We start from the raw sequence: 14,302 nt of genomic DNA on the forward strand, positions 1-14,302 counted from the left end.
TGGATTCGCAGGTGGCCTTGATCGGCTTCCGTAGCCGGGGGATTTCGCCCCTGTTTCAGGCCGCCGACCGCCGGGCACAATCGTCGGGACGTGCACCGTGGCATGTCCCCCCTCCTCCCTTGACCTGCGGGTCCGTCCGCGATGTGGACCGGATATTCCGCTTTCCGGGATCTTGGGCATCATGTAACTTGCACGAAATCGCATCAGGGCCAACGTCGTCCCTACTGCACCTGCACTCGAAGAAGACGACGACGGGAGAGCCGATGCTGTCTGCATCCATGCACTCCGCCAACGAGCTCCAGGCCGGCGCAGCCCGCCCGCCGTACGCGCTCGTTCCGGATGCGCGACCTGCTGCTCAGGGCCTGTACGACCCGCGGAACGAGCACGACGCCTGCGGCGTCGGCTTCGTCGCCACGCTGACCGGCATCGCCGACCACAAGATCGTCGAGCAGGCGCTGACCGTCCTGCGGAACCTGGAGCACCGGGGTGCCACCGGTGCCGAGCCGGACTCCGGCGACGGCGCCGGAATCCTGACCCAGATCCCGGACGCGTTCCTGCGTACCAAGGTCGCCTTCGAGCTCCCCGCCGCCGGTGCCTACGCGGTCGGCATCGCCTTCCTGCCCGACGAGGACGCGGCCGACGCCGCCGCCGTCGCGAAGATCGAGGCCGTCGCGGCCGAGGAGGGCCTGACCGTCCTCGGCTGGCGCGACGTCCCGGTCACCCCCGACCTGCTGGGCGCCACCGCCCGCGGCGTCATGCCGCGCTTCCGGCAGGTCTTCCTGAGCAAGGACGGCGTCGAGGGTCTCGCCCTCGACCGGATCGCCTTCGTCGTCCGCAAGCGCTCCGAGCGCGAGGCCGGGGTGTACTTCCCCTCGCTCTCCGCCCGCACCATCGTCTACAAGGGCATGCTGACCACCGGGCAGCTGGAGCCCTTCTTCCCCGACCTCTCGGACCGGCTCTACGCCTCCACGCTCGGCCTGGTGCACTCGCGCTTCTCGACCAACACCTTCCCGAGCTGGCCGCTCGCCCACCCGTACCGCTTCGTCGCCCACAACGGCGAGATCAACACGGTCAAGGGCAACCGGAACTGGATGACCGCCCGGGAGTCCCAGCTCGCCACCGACCTGATCCCCGCCAACAGGAACGGGCAGGGTCTGGAGCGGATCTTCCCGATCTGCACCCCGGACCACTCCGACTCGGCCTCCTTCGACGAGGTCCTGGAGCTGCTCCACCTCGGCGGCCGCTCGCTGCCGCACTCGGTGCTGATGATGATCCCCGAGGCGTGGGAGAACCACGCCACCATGGACCCGGCCCGCCGCGCGTTCTACCAGTACCACTCCAACCTGATGGAGCCCTGGGACGGCCCGGCCTGCGTCACCTTCACCGACGGCACCCAGATCGGCGCCGTCCTCGACCGCAACGGCCTGCGCCCGGCCCGCTACTGGATCACCGAGGACGGCCTGGTCGTCCTCTCCTCCGAGGTCGGCGTGCTCGACATCGAGCAGGACAAGGTGGTCAGGAAGGGCCGCCTGCAGCCCGGCCGGATGTTCCTCGTCGACACCGCGGAGCACCGCATCGTTGAGGACGAGGAGATCAAGTCCGCACTGGCCGCCGAGCACCCCTACGAGGAGTGGGTCGCGGCCGGCCAGATCCAGCTCGCCAAGCTCCCGGAGCGCGAGCACATCGCGCACACCCACGCCTCGGTGACCCGCCGCCAGCAGACCTTCGGCTACACCGAGGAGGAGCTGCGGGTCGTCCTCGCGCCGATGGCCAAGACCGCCGGCGAGGCGCTCGGCTCGATGGGCACCGACAGCCCGATCGCCGCGCTGTCCGAGAAGCCGCGCCTGCTGTTCGACTACTTCGTGCAGCTCTTCGCGCAGGTCACCAACCCGCCGCTGGACGCGATCCGCGAGGAGCTCGTCACCTCGCTGCTGTCCAACCTCGGCCCCGAGGGCAACCTGCTGGGCGCCGAGGCCGCCTCCTGCCGCTCGGTCGGCATCACCTTCCCGGTGATCGACAACGACGAGCTGGCCAAGCTGGTCCACATCAACCACGACGGCGACCAGCCCGGTCTCAAGGCCGTCACGCTCTCCGGCCTCTACAAGGTCGCCTCCGGCGGCGAGGGCCTGGCCGCGCGCCTGTCCGCGATCGCCGCCGAGGCCGACGCCGCGATCGCCGACGGCGCCCGGATCATCGTGCTCTCCGACCGGCACTCGGACGCCGAGCACGCCCCGATCCCCTCGCTGCTGCTCACCTCCGCGATCCATCACCACCTCATCCGCACCAAGCAGCGCACCCAGGTGTCGCTGCTGGTCGAGGCCGGCGACGTCCGCGAGGTGCACCACGTCGCGCTGCTGATCGGCTACGGCGCCGGCGCGGTCAACCCCTACCTGGCGATGGAGTCCGTCGAGGACCTCGTCGCCCAGGGCGTCTTCATCCAGGGAGTCGAGCCCGAGAAGGCCATCAAGAACCTGATCAAGGCGCTCGGCAAGGGCGTGCTCAAGGTCATGTCCAAGATGGGCATCTCCACCGTCGCCTCCTACCGCGGTGCACAGGTCTTCGAGGCGATCGGCCTCTCCGAGGAGCTGGTCGGCGCCTACTTCGCCGGCACCACCACCAAGCTCGGCGGCATCGGCCTGGACGAGATCGCCAAGGAGGTGGCCGCCCGCCACGCCAAGGCCTACCCGGCATCCGGCATCCCGGCCGCGCACCGCGCGCTGGAGATCGGCGGCGAGTACCAGTGGCGCCGCGAGGGCGAGCCGCACCTGTTCGACCCGGACACCGTCTTCCGGCTGCAGCACTCCACCCGCAACCGCCGGTACGACATCTTCAAGCAGTACACGGACCGGGTGAACGAGCAGTCCGAGCGGCTGATGACGCTGCGCGGCCTGTTCCAGCTGGACGCCCTCGGCCGCACCCCGGTGCCGGTCGAGGAGGTCGAGCCGGTCTCGGAGATCGTCAAGCGCTTCTCCACCGGCGCCATGTCGTACGGCTCGATCTCCCGCGAGGCGCACGAGACCCTCGCCATCGCGATGAACCGCCTCGGCGGCAAGTCCAACACCGGTGAGGGCGGCGAGGACCCGGACCGCCTGTACGACCCGGAGCGCCGCTCGGCGATCAAGCAGGTCGCCTCCGGCCGCTTCGGCGTCACCTCCGAGTACCTGGTCAACGCGGACGACATCCAGATCAAGATGGCCCAGGGCGCCAAGCCCGGCGAGGGCGGCCAGCTGCCCGGCCACAAGGTCTACCCGTGGGTGGCCAAGACCCGGCACTCGACCCCGGGCGTCGGCCTGATCTCCCCGCCGCCGCACCACGACATCTACTCCATCGAGGACCTGGCACAGCTGATCCACGACCTCAAGAACGCCAACCCGGCGGCCCGCATCCACGTGAAGCTGGTCTCCGAGGTCGGCGTCGGCACGGTCGCGGCCGGCGTCTCCAAGGCGCACGCGGACGTGGTGCTGGTCTCCGGCCACGACGGCGGTACCGGCGCCTCGCCGCTGACCTCGCTCAAGCACGCGGGCGGCCCCTGGGAGCTCGGCCTCGCCGAGACCCAGCAGACCCTGCTGCTCAACGGCCTGCGCGACCGCATCGTGGTGCAGACCGACGGCCAGCTGAAGACCGGCCGCGACGTCGTGATCGCCGCCCTGCTCGGCGCCGAGGAGTTCGGCTTCGCGACCGCCCCGCTGGTGGTCTCCGGCTGCATCATGATGCGCGTCTGCCACCTGGACACCTGCCCGGTCGGCGTCGCCACCCAGAACCCGGTGCTGCGCGAGCGCTTCTCCGGCAAGCCCGAGTTCGTGGTCAACTTCTTCGAGTTCATCGCCGAGGAGGTCCGGGAGATCCTGGCCTCGCTGGGCTTCCGCTCGATCGAGGAGGCCGTCGGCCACGCCGAGCACATCAACGCGCAGGCCGCGATCTCGCACTGGAAGGCCGCCGGCCTCGACCTGGCCCCGCTCTTCCACGTCCCCGAGCTGCCCGAGGGCTCGGCCCTGCACTGCACCACCGCGCAGGACCACGCGCTGGACAAGGCCCTCGACAACCAGCTGATCGAGCTGGCCGAGGATGCGCTGGAGCGCGGCGAGGCCGTCCGCATCCAGCTGCCGATCCGCAACGTCAACCGCACGGTCGGCACCATGCTCGGCCACGAGGTGACCAAGCGGTACCGCGGCGAGGGCCTGCCCGAGGGCACCGTCGACGTCACCTTCACCGGTTCGGCCGGCCAGTCGTTCGGCGCCTTCGTGCCGAAGGGCGTCACCCTGCGCCTGGAGGGCGACGCCAACGACTACGTCGCCAAGGGCCTCTCCGGCGGTGTGGTGGTCGTCCGCCCGGCGCGCGACGCCGCCGCGATCGGCGCCGACGCGCAGAACCACGTCATCGCCGGCAACACCATCGGCTACGGCGCCACCAGCGGGCGCGTGCACCTGCGCGGCAAGGCCGGCGAGCGCTTCGCCGTCCGCAACTCCGGTGCCACCCTGGTGGTCGAGGGCGTGGGCGACCACGGCCTGGAGTACATGACCGGCGGCCGGGTGGTCGTCCTCGGCGAGACCGGCCGCAACCTCGCGGCGGGCATGTCCGGCGGCATCGCCTACGTGCTGGACCTGCGCCCCGCGAACGTCAACGACGGCATGGTGGGCATCGAGGCCCCGACCGCCGACGACCGCGACTGGCTGCGCGAGACCGTGCAGCAGCACTACGAGGAGACCGGCTCCACCGTCGCCGCCGAGCTCCTGGCCGACTGGGGCAGCGGGGTCTCCCGCTTCTCCAAGATCATGCCGACCGACTACAAGGCTGTGCTCGCCGCCAAGGACGCCGCTGAGCGCGATGGCCTCTCCGAGGCCGAGACCACTCGCAAGATGATGGAGGCGGCACGTGGCTGACCCCAAGGGCTTCCTGACCACCGGCAAGCAGCTGGCCGAGCGCCGGCCCGTGGACGTCCGTCTGCGGGACTGGAACGAGGTCTACGTCGAGCGCAGCCTCCTGCCGATCATCACCAAGCAGGCCGGCCGCTGCATGGACTGCGGCATCCCGTTCTGCCACAACGGCTGCCCGCTCGGGAACCTCATCCCCGAATGGAACGACCTGGCCTACCGGGACGACTGGACCGGCGCCATCGAGCGGCTGCACGCGACCAACAACTTCCCGGAGTTCACCGGCCGCCTCTGCCCGGCTCCCTGCGAGTCGGCCTGCGTGCTCGGGATCAACCAGGACGCGGTGACCATCAAGAACGTCGAGGTCACCATCATCGACAAGGCCTGGGACGGGGGCGGCGTCACGCCGCAGGTCCCCGAGCGCCTGTCCGGCAAGACCGTGGCCGTCGTCGGCTCCGGACCGGCCGGGCTGGCCGTCGCCCAGCAGCTCACCCGGGCCGGGCACACCGTGGTGGTGTACGAGCGCGCCGACCGCATCGGCGGCCTGCTGCGCTACGGCATCCCCGAGTTCAAGATGGAGAAGCGCCACATCAACCGCCGCATCGAGCAGATGCGCGCGGAGGGCACCCGGTTCCGCACCGGCGTCCACGTCGGCGAGGACATCACCGGCCAGCAGCTGCGCGAGCGCTTCGACGCGGTCGTCGTCGCCGCCGGCGCCACCACCGCGCGCGACCTGCCGGTGCCCGGGCGCGAGCTCAAGGGCATCCACCAGGCCATGGAGTACCTTCCGCTGGCCAACAAGGTGCAGGAGGGCGACTTCGTCGAGTCCCCGATCAGCGCCAAGGGCAAGCACGTCATCGTCATCGGCGGCGGCGACACCGGCGCGGACTGCCTCGGCACCGCGCTTCGCCAGGGGGCGGCCTCTGTCACCCAGCTGGAGATCATGCCGCGCCCGAGCGACTCCCGCCCGGGCCACCAGCCCTGGCCGACCATGCCGATGACGTACAAGGTCACCTCGGCCCACGAAGAGGCCATCTACGTCCGGGAGACGAAGACGGTCGGCAACCAGGCAGAGGGAGCCTCCCCGGCGGAGGGGGGCACGGAGGGACGGGTCTACGCCGTCAACACCACCCACTTCACGGGCGACGAGGACGGCAACGTCCAGGAGCTGCACCTGGTCGAGGTGGAGTTCAAGGACGGGAGGTTCGAGCCGGTGCCCGGCACCGAGCGGTCCATCCCGGCGCAGCTGGTCACCCTGGCCATGGGCTTCACCGGCACGGACGTGAAGAACGGCCTGGTCGAGCAGCTCGGTGTCGAGCTGGACGCCCGCGGCAACGTGGCCCGGGACGGCAGGTTCGCCACCAACGTCGACGGCGTCTACGTCTGCGGCGACGCCGGCCGCGGCCAGTCGCTGATCGTCTGGGCCATCGCGGAGGGCCGCTCGGCCGCCGCGGCGGTGGACAAGTACCTGGGCGGCAAGACCCCGCTGCCCGCCCCGATCCGCCCGACGGACCGCCCGCTGGTGGTCTGACGCACGCCCGAGCCCGCCGCTGGCCCCACCGTCGGCGGGTCCGGACCTCCTGTCGCCCGGTGCCGCATCACCGGGAGTTCGAGCCGCTGCCCCCGCCAGCGTTGCCGGGCCTGCACGGTGCCTCGGCGCCCGCCCTCTCCCCGACCAGTGGAGGGCGGGCGCCTTCACGTGCGCCGGGGCAGCGAGTCCGGCGCGCAGCAGAGGGAGACGGGCGCCCCGGAGAGATCGAGGACCGCCCGCCCGTCGAGCGGGCGGGCGAGACGGAACTCCGTCGAGGTGCTGCGGTCGCGCACCTCGCAGTCGGCTCCCTTCGGCGGGCCGGACCGGCTGATCAGCACCACCGCGTCGTCGGTCTCGTACACCTCGCCCGGCAGCGGCTGCACGCAGTGGCTGTGCAGGAGGTCCCCGTGCAGCGACCGACCGAGCGACTGGACTTCCCACAGGCCTGCCACCTCGGTGCCGCCCGCGGACGGCGGCTCCGTCCGGTGCTCGGGCGGGCGCGGCTGCTGCGGCTCCACCGCGGCGACGGCCAGCGGCTCCTCGTAGCCGGCGGGGGTGAACTCCCAGACCGGGACGGTGGCTTCGCCCCGGCTGGTCAGCAGCCGGCGTTCGCCGGGGCGGACGCCGGTGAGGGCGAGGCGGCTCTCGCAGGGGGGCCGGGAGCAGCGGCGTTGCCCGGCCACCCGCCGCAGGGCGGCCGCCGGGTCGAGCAGCGGGAGCGTCAGGCGTTGCCGGCCGTCGTCCTCGAAGACCACGTCCTCGGTGGCGGGCACCGACTCGGGTTCGGCCTGCAGGTCGAACCGGCCGTCGAACATGGCGTCCCGTTCCGCCTGGGTGCGCAGGCCGTGCGGGGGGTACCAGACGGGGTCGGCGCTGCCCGGGTAGTAGCCGGTCCGCCAGACCTGCTGGAGGTCGGAGCCCGGCCAGGCCCCGGCCACCTCCTGGGCGCGGGCGAGCGCGGCGCCGGTGGGAGCGGGGGAGGCGGTGAACTCCGGTTCGTCCTTCGGCCGGGCGAGGAGGTAGCCGCCGTACGCGAGGACGGCCAGTGCCAGCGCGGCGATGAGCAGTCGTCTCAGCACACCGGGTGGGACGCTCCGGCGAGGTGTTCGGTTGCGTCAACTATGCGCGATGGAGGAGGAGTTCGGCTGCCGTGGTGCGGGCGTAGAGCACCGTGCGGCCGGTCCGGTGCCGGGCCAGCAGGCCGGCCTCGCGCAGCGCGGTGAGGTGGTGGGAGACGTTGGCCGGGGAGCCGCCGGTGCGGGAGGCGAGCTCGGTGGTGGAGGCCGGGTCGTCGAGTTCGGCGAGCAGGCGGGCCCTGGTCCGGCCGATCACCCGGGCCAGCCCGTCGGGGACGGCGGCGCCGGAGGTCTCCCAGAGCGTGGCCACCCCGCGCGGCGGGTAGATCAGGCCGGGCTGCCAGGGCGCGTTCACCTGGGAGAACACCCCGGGCCAGGCGAACACCGTGGGCACCAGCACGAGGCCGAGCTCGCCGTCGAGCCGGCGCAGCACGTCCGTCGACCGGTGGCCGATCCGCAGGGTGTCGCGCTCCCAGCCCACCCGCGGGTGCAGGTCGGCGAAGAGCGCGGCCGGGCCGCCGGTGGACATCTGGCGGGCCCGGCGCAGGATCTCGCCCTCGGCAAGGCGCTGCATCCGCGGCCAGTGCGGGGCGATCGCCGCGTCCCAGTACGCCCGCATCTCGGCGACCAGGCGTGCCGTGCCGGCCTCCGGGTCCTCCCGCATCGCGGCGACCAGCGGGGGGAGGTCGCCGTCCAGCCGGTCCAGGTCGCGGCGGACCGCGGCCGGATCGGCGGCGGCGAGGGCGGCCAGCTCCTGTTCGATCGTCAGGGTCGAACCCCGGGGGACGGGCGTGAGGAAGTCCGGCACGTAGAGGGTGGGGAGCCTTACCAGCTGGGCGAGCAGCTCCCAGCCCACGCCCGCCAGGCGCCGCCGGGCCTCGCGCACCCAGGGCAGGTGGACGCCGTGCCGGCCGGGGTCCTTGAACACCTCGACGCTGAGCGTGACCTCGCACAGCGGCGAGCAGGCGAACCTGGTCCGGGCGAGGTCCTGAGGTGAGAAGGTCCAGATGATCACGGCGTTCCCCCTGGCGTCGCGTCGCGGCCGCGGATTCGATCGGGATGGAATCCATGGGCAGCAGCGATCATCGCAGCCAGGCTCGGTCCATGACCACTGCAGTCCTCCCCGCTTTCCGCGACCGCCTCGGCCTCCCGGCGACCGCCGGCCGCCACCGCCTGATCGGCGCCCACCTCGTGGACAGCCTCGGCACGGGCCTGATCCTCGCCTTCACGCTCGTCTACTTCGCCCGCACCACCAGCCTCACGGTGACGGCCATCGGCGCCGCCGTCTCCACCGCCCGGCTGCTCGCCCTGCCCACCGCGATCGCCGTCGGCCCGCTGATCGACCGGTTCGGCGCCCGGGTGGTGGCCACGGGCGGCAACGCCCTCTCGGCGCTCGCCTACGGAGGCTTCCTGCTGGCCGGACAGGCCTGGCAGATCGTGGCGGTGTGCCTGCTCGCCCAGATCGGGCACGTCTCCTACTGGACCTCCAGCACCGGCCTGGTGGTCCTCGCCTCCGCCGAGGGGGAGCGCACCCGCTGGTTCGCCCTGGTGCAGACGCTGCGCAACACCGGGATGGGGCTGGGCGGGGCGCTGGGCGCCGTGCTGGTCGCCGGCGGCGGGACCGGCGGGCTGCGGACGCTGGTGGTGCTCAACGCGGCCAGCTACCTGCTGGCGGCGGGCCTGCTCGCCTCCTGGCGCCCGGTCGGCGCCGAGTCCGCCGCCGTGCCCGCCGCCGTGCCCGCCGCCGAGTCCGCCGAGTCCGCCGGAGCTCCCGCCGCGCCCGCCGGGCGGGGAACCGGGGGCTACCGCGCGGTGTTGCGCGACCGGCGCTACCTGCTGCTGGTGGCCGTCAACCTGGCCTTCGTCTTCGGCTCGATGATCATCAGCATGCTGCTCGCCGTCTACCTCACCGAGGGCCTGCACCGCGAGGCATGGGTGGCCGGCACGCTGCTCGTCCTGAACGGCGTCCAGGTGGTGCTCACCCAGAGCGCGGTGGCCCGGCGGCTGGAGCGGTTCCGGCCCACCCGGGTGGTCGCCGCCGGCGCGGTGCTCAACGCCCTCTCCTTCGCCCTGTTCGGGCTGCTCGCCGCCGCCCCCGGACGGATCGTCACGGCCGGCCTGTTCGCCGCGATGTTCCTCTACAACCTCGCCGAGACCGTCTCCACCCCCTACTCCGAGGAGCTCAGCGTCGCGCTCGCCGACCCCGAGCGGCGAGGCCGCTACCTCGCGGTCTACCAGCTCTCCTGGAACCTCGGCCAGGCCGTCGCGCCCGCACTGCTCACCCTGCTCCTCGGCCGCGGCGCCGCCTGGCCCTGGCTCTTCCTCCTCGTGGTCAGCCTCGCCGCGGTGCCCGGCCTCCTGCGCCTGGAGCGGGTGCGCTGACGGACTGTTGTTTGTCGGTGCCAAGTGGCAGACTGCGGCCGACGGCCGGGGGGCTGCGCGAGGTGCGGAGGGTGACGCGATGAGCACGACTCAGGCTGGCGGGGGTGCCACGGTACGGCGCCTGCTGCTGGGTTCCCAGCTGCGCAGGCTCAGGGAGGCCCGGGGTGTCAGTCGCGAGGAGGCCGGCTACTCGATCCGCGCGTCCGAGTCGAAGATCAGCCGGATGGAGCTCGGCCGGGTCGGTTTCAAGGAGCGCGACGTCGCCGACCTGCTCACCCTGTACGGCGTCGAGGCCGAGCAGGAGCGGGCCTCCGTGCTCGGCCTGGTCCGCGCCGCCAACGCCACCTCCTGGTGGCACACCTACGGAGACGTGCTGCCGGGCTGGTTCCAGACCTTCCTGGGTCTGGAGGAGGCCGCCGCCGAGATCCGCAGTTACGAGGTCCAGTTCGTCCACGGGCTGCTGCAGACCGCCGACTACGCCCGCGCCGTGATCACCGCCGGCGGGCACGTCACCGAGCCCGCGGAGGTCGAGCGGCGGGTGGAGGTCCGGCTGCGGCGCCAGCGGGTGCTCACCGCCGAGCAGCCGCCCCGCGTGGTGGCCGTCCTGGACGAGGCGGCGCTGCGCCGTCCCTGGGGCGGGCCGGAGCTGATGCGGGCGCAGATCGACCGGCTGCTGGGGCTCACCGACCTGCCCCACGTGTCGATCCAGGTGATGCCGCTGGGGTTCGGCGGGTTGCGCGCCGAGGGCGGCGCGTTCACCGTGCTGGGCTTCGCCGAGCCGGACCTCTCCGACGTGGTGTACCTGGAGCAGTTCACCACCGCGCTCTACCTCGACAAGCCGGCCGAGGTGGCCGAGTACGTGGCCGCGATGGACGGCCTGGTGGCGGACGGGCTCTCCGCCGAGCGGAGCCGGGAACTTCTGCGCTCCGTCCGCCAAGAGCTGTAGTCCGTAAGTACGATGAGTCTCGATCAGATCTGATCGAGAGGGCCCTGACGCCTTCCCGAATCGGCACGAGAGGGATCAGATGTCGTACTTCTCCGAGTTGGCGCTGCAGTACATCGACGGCCAGTGGCGCGACGGCAGCGGCTCCTGGGACATCGTCGACGTCGACCCCTTCACGGGTGACAAGCTCGCCACCGTGACCGTCGCCACCGTCGAGGAGGTGGACCAGGCCTACCGGGCCGCCGAGCGGGCGCAGAAGGAGTGGGCCGCCACCAACCCGTACACCCGCCGACTGGTCTTCGAGCGCGCACTGCGGATCGTCGAGGAGCGCGAGCAGGAGATCACCGAGGCGATCACGGCCGAGCTGGGCGGCACCGCGCTCAAGGCCGGGTTCGAGCTCGCCCTCACCAAGGACATGCTCCGGGAGTCGATGCAGCTCTCGCTGCGCGCCGAGGGCCGGCTGCTGCCCTCGCCGGTGGAGGGCAAGGAGAACCGCCTCTACCGCCTGCCGGTCGGTGTGGTCGGCGTGGTCAGCCCGTTCAACTTCCCGCTGTTCCTGTCGATGAAGGTGGTCGCCCCGGCGCTCGCGCTCGGCAACGGCGTGGTGCTCAAGCCGCACCAGGAGACCCCGGTGGTCGGCGGCACCCTGCTCGCCAGGATCTTCGAGGAGGCGGGCCTGCCGTCCGGCCTGCTCAACGTCGTGGTCACCGACATCGCCGAGATCGGTGACGCGTTCATCGAGCACCCGGTGCCCAAGGTGATCGCCTTCACCGGCTCCGACAAGGTCGGCCGGCACGTCGCCACGGTCGCGGCCTCGCACTTCAAGCGGACGGTGCTCGAACTCGGCGGTAACAGCGCCCTGATCGTGCTGGACGACGCCGACCTCGACTACGCCGTGGACGCGGCGGTGTTCAGCCGCTTCGCCCACCAGGGCCAGGTCTGCATGGCGGCCAACCGGGTACTGGTGGACCGCAGCGTCCAGGCCGAGTTCACCGAGAAGTTCGTGGCCAAGACCGCCTCGCTCACGGTCGGCGACCCGCGGGACCCGGCCACCCAGATCGGCCCGCTGATCAACCCCGTCCAGGCCGACGCCATCACCGCCCAGGTCGACCAGGCGGTGGCGGCCGGCGCCACCGTGCTGCTGCGCGGCGAGACCAACGGCTGCCTGATGGACCCGGTGGTCCTCGGCGACCTGCCCGCCGACGCGCCCATCCTGCAGCGCGAGCTCTTCGGCCCGGTCGTGCTGGTGGTGCCCTTCGACGGTGAGGACGAGGCCGTCCGGCTGGCCAACGACACCCCGTTCGGCCTCAGCGGCGCCGTCCACACCGCCGACGTCGAGCGCGGGGTGCGGGTGGCGCAGCGGATCGAGACCGGCATGATCCACGTCAACGACGGCACCATCGCCGACGAGCCCGTGGTCCCGTTCGGCGGCGAGAAGAACTCCGGCGTGGGACGCCTGAACGGCGAGTCCACCGTGGACGCCTTCACCACCGTGAAGTGGATCTCCGTCCAGCACGGGCGCAGCCGCTTCCCGTTCTGACCGGCGCGGTGGCCGTCGCCGCCGCGGACCGCTTCGTGACGGCGGAGCCCCGCCACCCGGGGAAGTGGGTGGCGGGGCGTGGACGGCAGGCGGTCCGGCGGGATCAGAAGACCGGCTGGCCGGCCCGGACCAGGCGCCAGGACTCGCCGGCGAAGTCGGCCGGGTCGATGACTCCCCTGGCCTTCACCCACGCGATCATCGCGTTGCGGATCTCGTCCGAGTTGGCCCACACCTTCTGGGCGGCCGCGACGTGCGGGAAGTTGCCGCCGCCGTTGGCGCGGTAGTTGTTGACGGCCAGGACGAACTGGGCCGAGGGGTCGAGCGGCGCGCCCTCGAAGGTGAGGTTGACGATGCGCGAGCCGACCGGCTGGGCGATGTCGATGTCGTAGCCCAGGCCGTACACCGAGTCGTAGTTGTAGTCCGGCGTGTTCTGGGCGTTGGTCAGCGCGGCCTTGTCCACCGGCGCGCCCGGGGCGAGCTGGTTGAAGTACCTGGCGGAGAACTCCAGGTAGTCCTTCAGCTGGGCGCCCGTGAGGATGCGGGCCTCCAGGGTGTTCTCGTAGATGTACAGGCCCGCCGCGTCACGCAGCTTGACCTGGCCGGCCGGGATCCGCGCGGTGCGGTTGAACGGCGCGGCCTGGGCGAGCACCGGCAGCTCGGCGTACTGGCCGCCGGCCAGCGCCTCCTTCACCACGTCGACCTGGACCCGGCCGATCAGGTCGATGATCGGGGTGTCCTTGTACGGCGCCTCGGCGATCGACAGCTCGATCTTGGCGGTGCCGATGACCTGGTTGACGTACGTGACCACCTTCTTGTGCTGGTCGGACATCAGGCCGACGATCTCCGGGTCCTCCGGGACGGTGTTGGAGTTCAGCACCCGGGAGGAGAGCGAGACGACCTTCCAGGCGCCGCGGTCGAACTCCACCTCGAAGTCGAAGCAGGTCAGCCGCTGGCCCCAGCAGAGCGGCTCGGAGAGCACGACCGTCCTGCCGGTCTCCTTGTTGACGACCAGCCGCTGCGGGATCTCCTTGTGCGCGTGGCCCACCAGCACGGCGTCGATCCCGGGCACCTGCTCGGCCAGCGCGACCGAGGCGTTCTCGGCCCAGGGCAGCTGGTCGCCGTAGGAGGTGGCCTCGTCCATGCCGGAGTGGCAGGCGACCACGACGACGTCGGCACCGGCCGCCCGGACCTTCGGCACCCAGACCTTGGCCGTCTCGACGATGCCGGGGAAGGTCATCCTGCCGGCCACGTTGGCCTTGTCCCAGATCGCGATGCCCGGGTTGGTCAGGCCGAGGATGCCGACCTTGAGGGCCGGGCCGGAGCCGAGCTTCAGCTTGCGGATGACGTAGGGCGGGAACGCCGGCTTGTCGTTGCGGGCGTTCAGCGCGTTGGCGCCGAGCAGCGGGAAGTCCAGCTGCTCCTCGTAGGCGCGCAGGGTGTCGATGCCGTAGTTGAACTCGTGGTTGCCGAGCGCGGCGGCGGTGTACTCCATGGTGTTCATGGCGAGCGCCATCGGGTGCTCGGGCGCCGTGTCGGCCTCGGTGGCGATCGGCTCCACACGGGCGTAGTAGTACGTCAGCTGGGTGCCCTGGATGGTGTCGCCGGCGTCGATCAGCAGGCAGCGGTCCCAGCCCTTCTCCTCGCGGACCTGCTTGGCGAGCGTGGAGATCTTGGCGAGGCCGACCTCGTTGTGCGCCTTGTCGGCGTAGACCGCGTCGGTGAAGTAGTCCCAGTTGAGCACCCGGCCGTGCAGGTCGGTGGTGCCCATCACGGTGAAGGCCTGCTTCTTGTTCGGCTTGCCCTTGGCCACGGCCCCGTCCGGGCCGGCCGCCGCGGCGGGGGAGGCGGCGGCGAGGCCGGCGCCCCCGACGAGGGCGGCACCGGCGGCGGTGGCGGCGGACCGGGTGACGAAGTCACGGCGGTTCAGGGACATGGACGACTCTCCCGGGGGGGCTGCGA

Annotated in this window: 8 protein-coding genes; 5 read left to right on the plus strand and 3 right to left on the minus strand. The window is 71.9% G+C overall.

Features of this window, described 5'->3' with window-relative positions:
- Nucleotides 1-278 precede the first annotated feature (278 nt).
- Together gltB and ACF9IK_RS26495 are read left to right on the plus strand one after the other, a co-directional pair.
- Nucleotides 279-4,880 carry a glutamate synthase large subunit gene (gltB, locus tag ACF9IK_RS26490; RefSeq protein ID WP_395298687.1) on the plus strand — a complete coding sequence of 1,534 codons (4,602 nt, stop codon included), beginning with the start codon at nucleotides 279-281 and terminating at the stop codon, nucleotides 4,878-4,880.
- On the plus strand, nucleotides 4,873-6,402 hold the full coding sequence (locus tag ACF9IK_RS26495) for a glutamate synthase subunit beta (protein WP_395296599.1): 1,530 nt from the start codon (nucleotides 4,873-4,875) through the stop codon (nucleotides 6,400-6,402). Before gltB ends, ACF9IK_RS26495 begins: the two co-directional genes overlap by 8 nt.
- A 164-nt stretch (nucleotides 6,403-6,566) precedes the next feature.
- On the opposite strand, the gene ACF9IK_RS26500 is transcribed toward ACF9IK_RS26495, so the two are convergent.
- Both ACF9IK_RS26500 and ACF9IK_RS26505 read right to left on the minus strand, forming a co-directional pair.
- Complete coding sequence (locus ACF9IK_RS26500) at nucleotides 6,567-7,481, minus strand: hypothetical protein (RefSeq protein ID WP_395296600.1); 915 nt, start codon at nucleotides 7,479-7,481, stop codon at nucleotides 6,567-6,569.
- A gap of 40 nt (nucleotides 7,482-7,521) precedes the next feature.
- Nucleotides 7,522-8,493, minus strand: coding sequence for a DUF5937 family protein (locus ACF9IK_RS26505; RefSeq protein ID WP_395296601.1), 972 nt, complete (start codon nucleotides 8,491-8,493; stop codon nucleotides 7,522-7,524).
- Between the two features lie 89 nt (nucleotides 8,494-8,582).
- On the opposite strand from ACF9IK_RS26505, the gene ACF9IK_RS26510 reads away from it, so the two are divergent.
- From ACF9IK_RS26510 to ACF9IK_RS26520, 3 genes are all read left to right on the plus strand, one after another.
- Nucleotides 8,583-9,860: an MFS transporter gene (locus ACF9IK_RS26510; protein ID WP_395296602.1), complete on the plus strand. Its 1,278-nt coding sequence runs from the start codon at nucleotides 8,583-8,585 to the stop codon at nucleotides 9,858-9,860.
- A gap of 79 nt (nucleotides 9,861-9,939) precedes the next feature.
- Nucleotides 9,940-10,806 (plus strand): helix-turn-helix domain-containing protein, encoded by an 867-nt coding sequence (locus tag ACF9IK_RS26515; RefSeq protein ID WP_395296603.1) that lies wholly within the window; start codon nucleotides 9,940-9,942, stop codon nucleotides 10,804-10,806.
- Between the two features lie 79 nt (nucleotides 10,807-10,885).
- Entirely contained in the window at nucleotides 10,886-12,343 is a 1,458-nt protein-coding gene (locus ACF9IK_RS26520) for an aldehyde dehydrogenase family protein (RefSeq protein WP_395296604.1), read from the plus strand.
- Between the two features lie 103 nt (nucleotides 12,344-12,446).
- On the opposite strand, the gene ACF9IK_RS26525 is transcribed toward ACF9IK_RS26520, so the two are convergent.
- Nucleotides 12,447-14,276, minus strand: a complete 1,830-nt coding sequence (locus tag ACF9IK_RS26525) for a bifunctional metallophosphatase/5'-nucleotidase (protein ID WP_395296605.1) — start codon at nucleotides 14,274-14,276, stop codon at nucleotides 12,447-12,449.
- Nucleotides 14,277-14,302 lie beyond the last annotated feature (26 nt).

This window comes from Kitasatospora hibisci (assembly GCF_043950205.1).
Lineage (GTDB): Bacteria > Actinomycetota > Actinomycetes > Streptomycetales > Streptomycetaceae > Kitasatospora > Kitasatospora hibisci.

Bases quoted from the DNA above. Each gene is read 5' to 3' on its own strand.
- gltB (WP_395298687.1), top strand. From the start codon at position 279: ATGCACTCCGCCAACGAGCTCCAGGCCGGCGCAGCCCGCCCGCCGTAC.
- ACF9IK_RS26525 (WP_395296605.1), bottom strand. From the start codon at position 14,276: ATGTCCCTGAACCGCCGTGACTTCGTCACCCGGTCCGCCGCCACCGCC.
- ACF9IK_RS26510 (WP_395296602.1), top strand. From the start codon at position 8,583: ATGACCACTGCAGTCCTCCCCGCTTTCCGCGACCGCCTCGGCCTCCCG.
- ACF9IK_RS26520 (WP_395296604.1), top strand. From the start codon at position 10,886: ATGTCGTACTTCTCCGAGTTGGCGCTGCAGTACATCGACGGCCAGTGG.
- ACF9IK_RS26515 (WP_395296603.1), top strand. From the start codon at position 9,940: ATGAGCACGACTCAGGCTGGCGGGGGTGCCACGGTACGGCGCCTGCTG.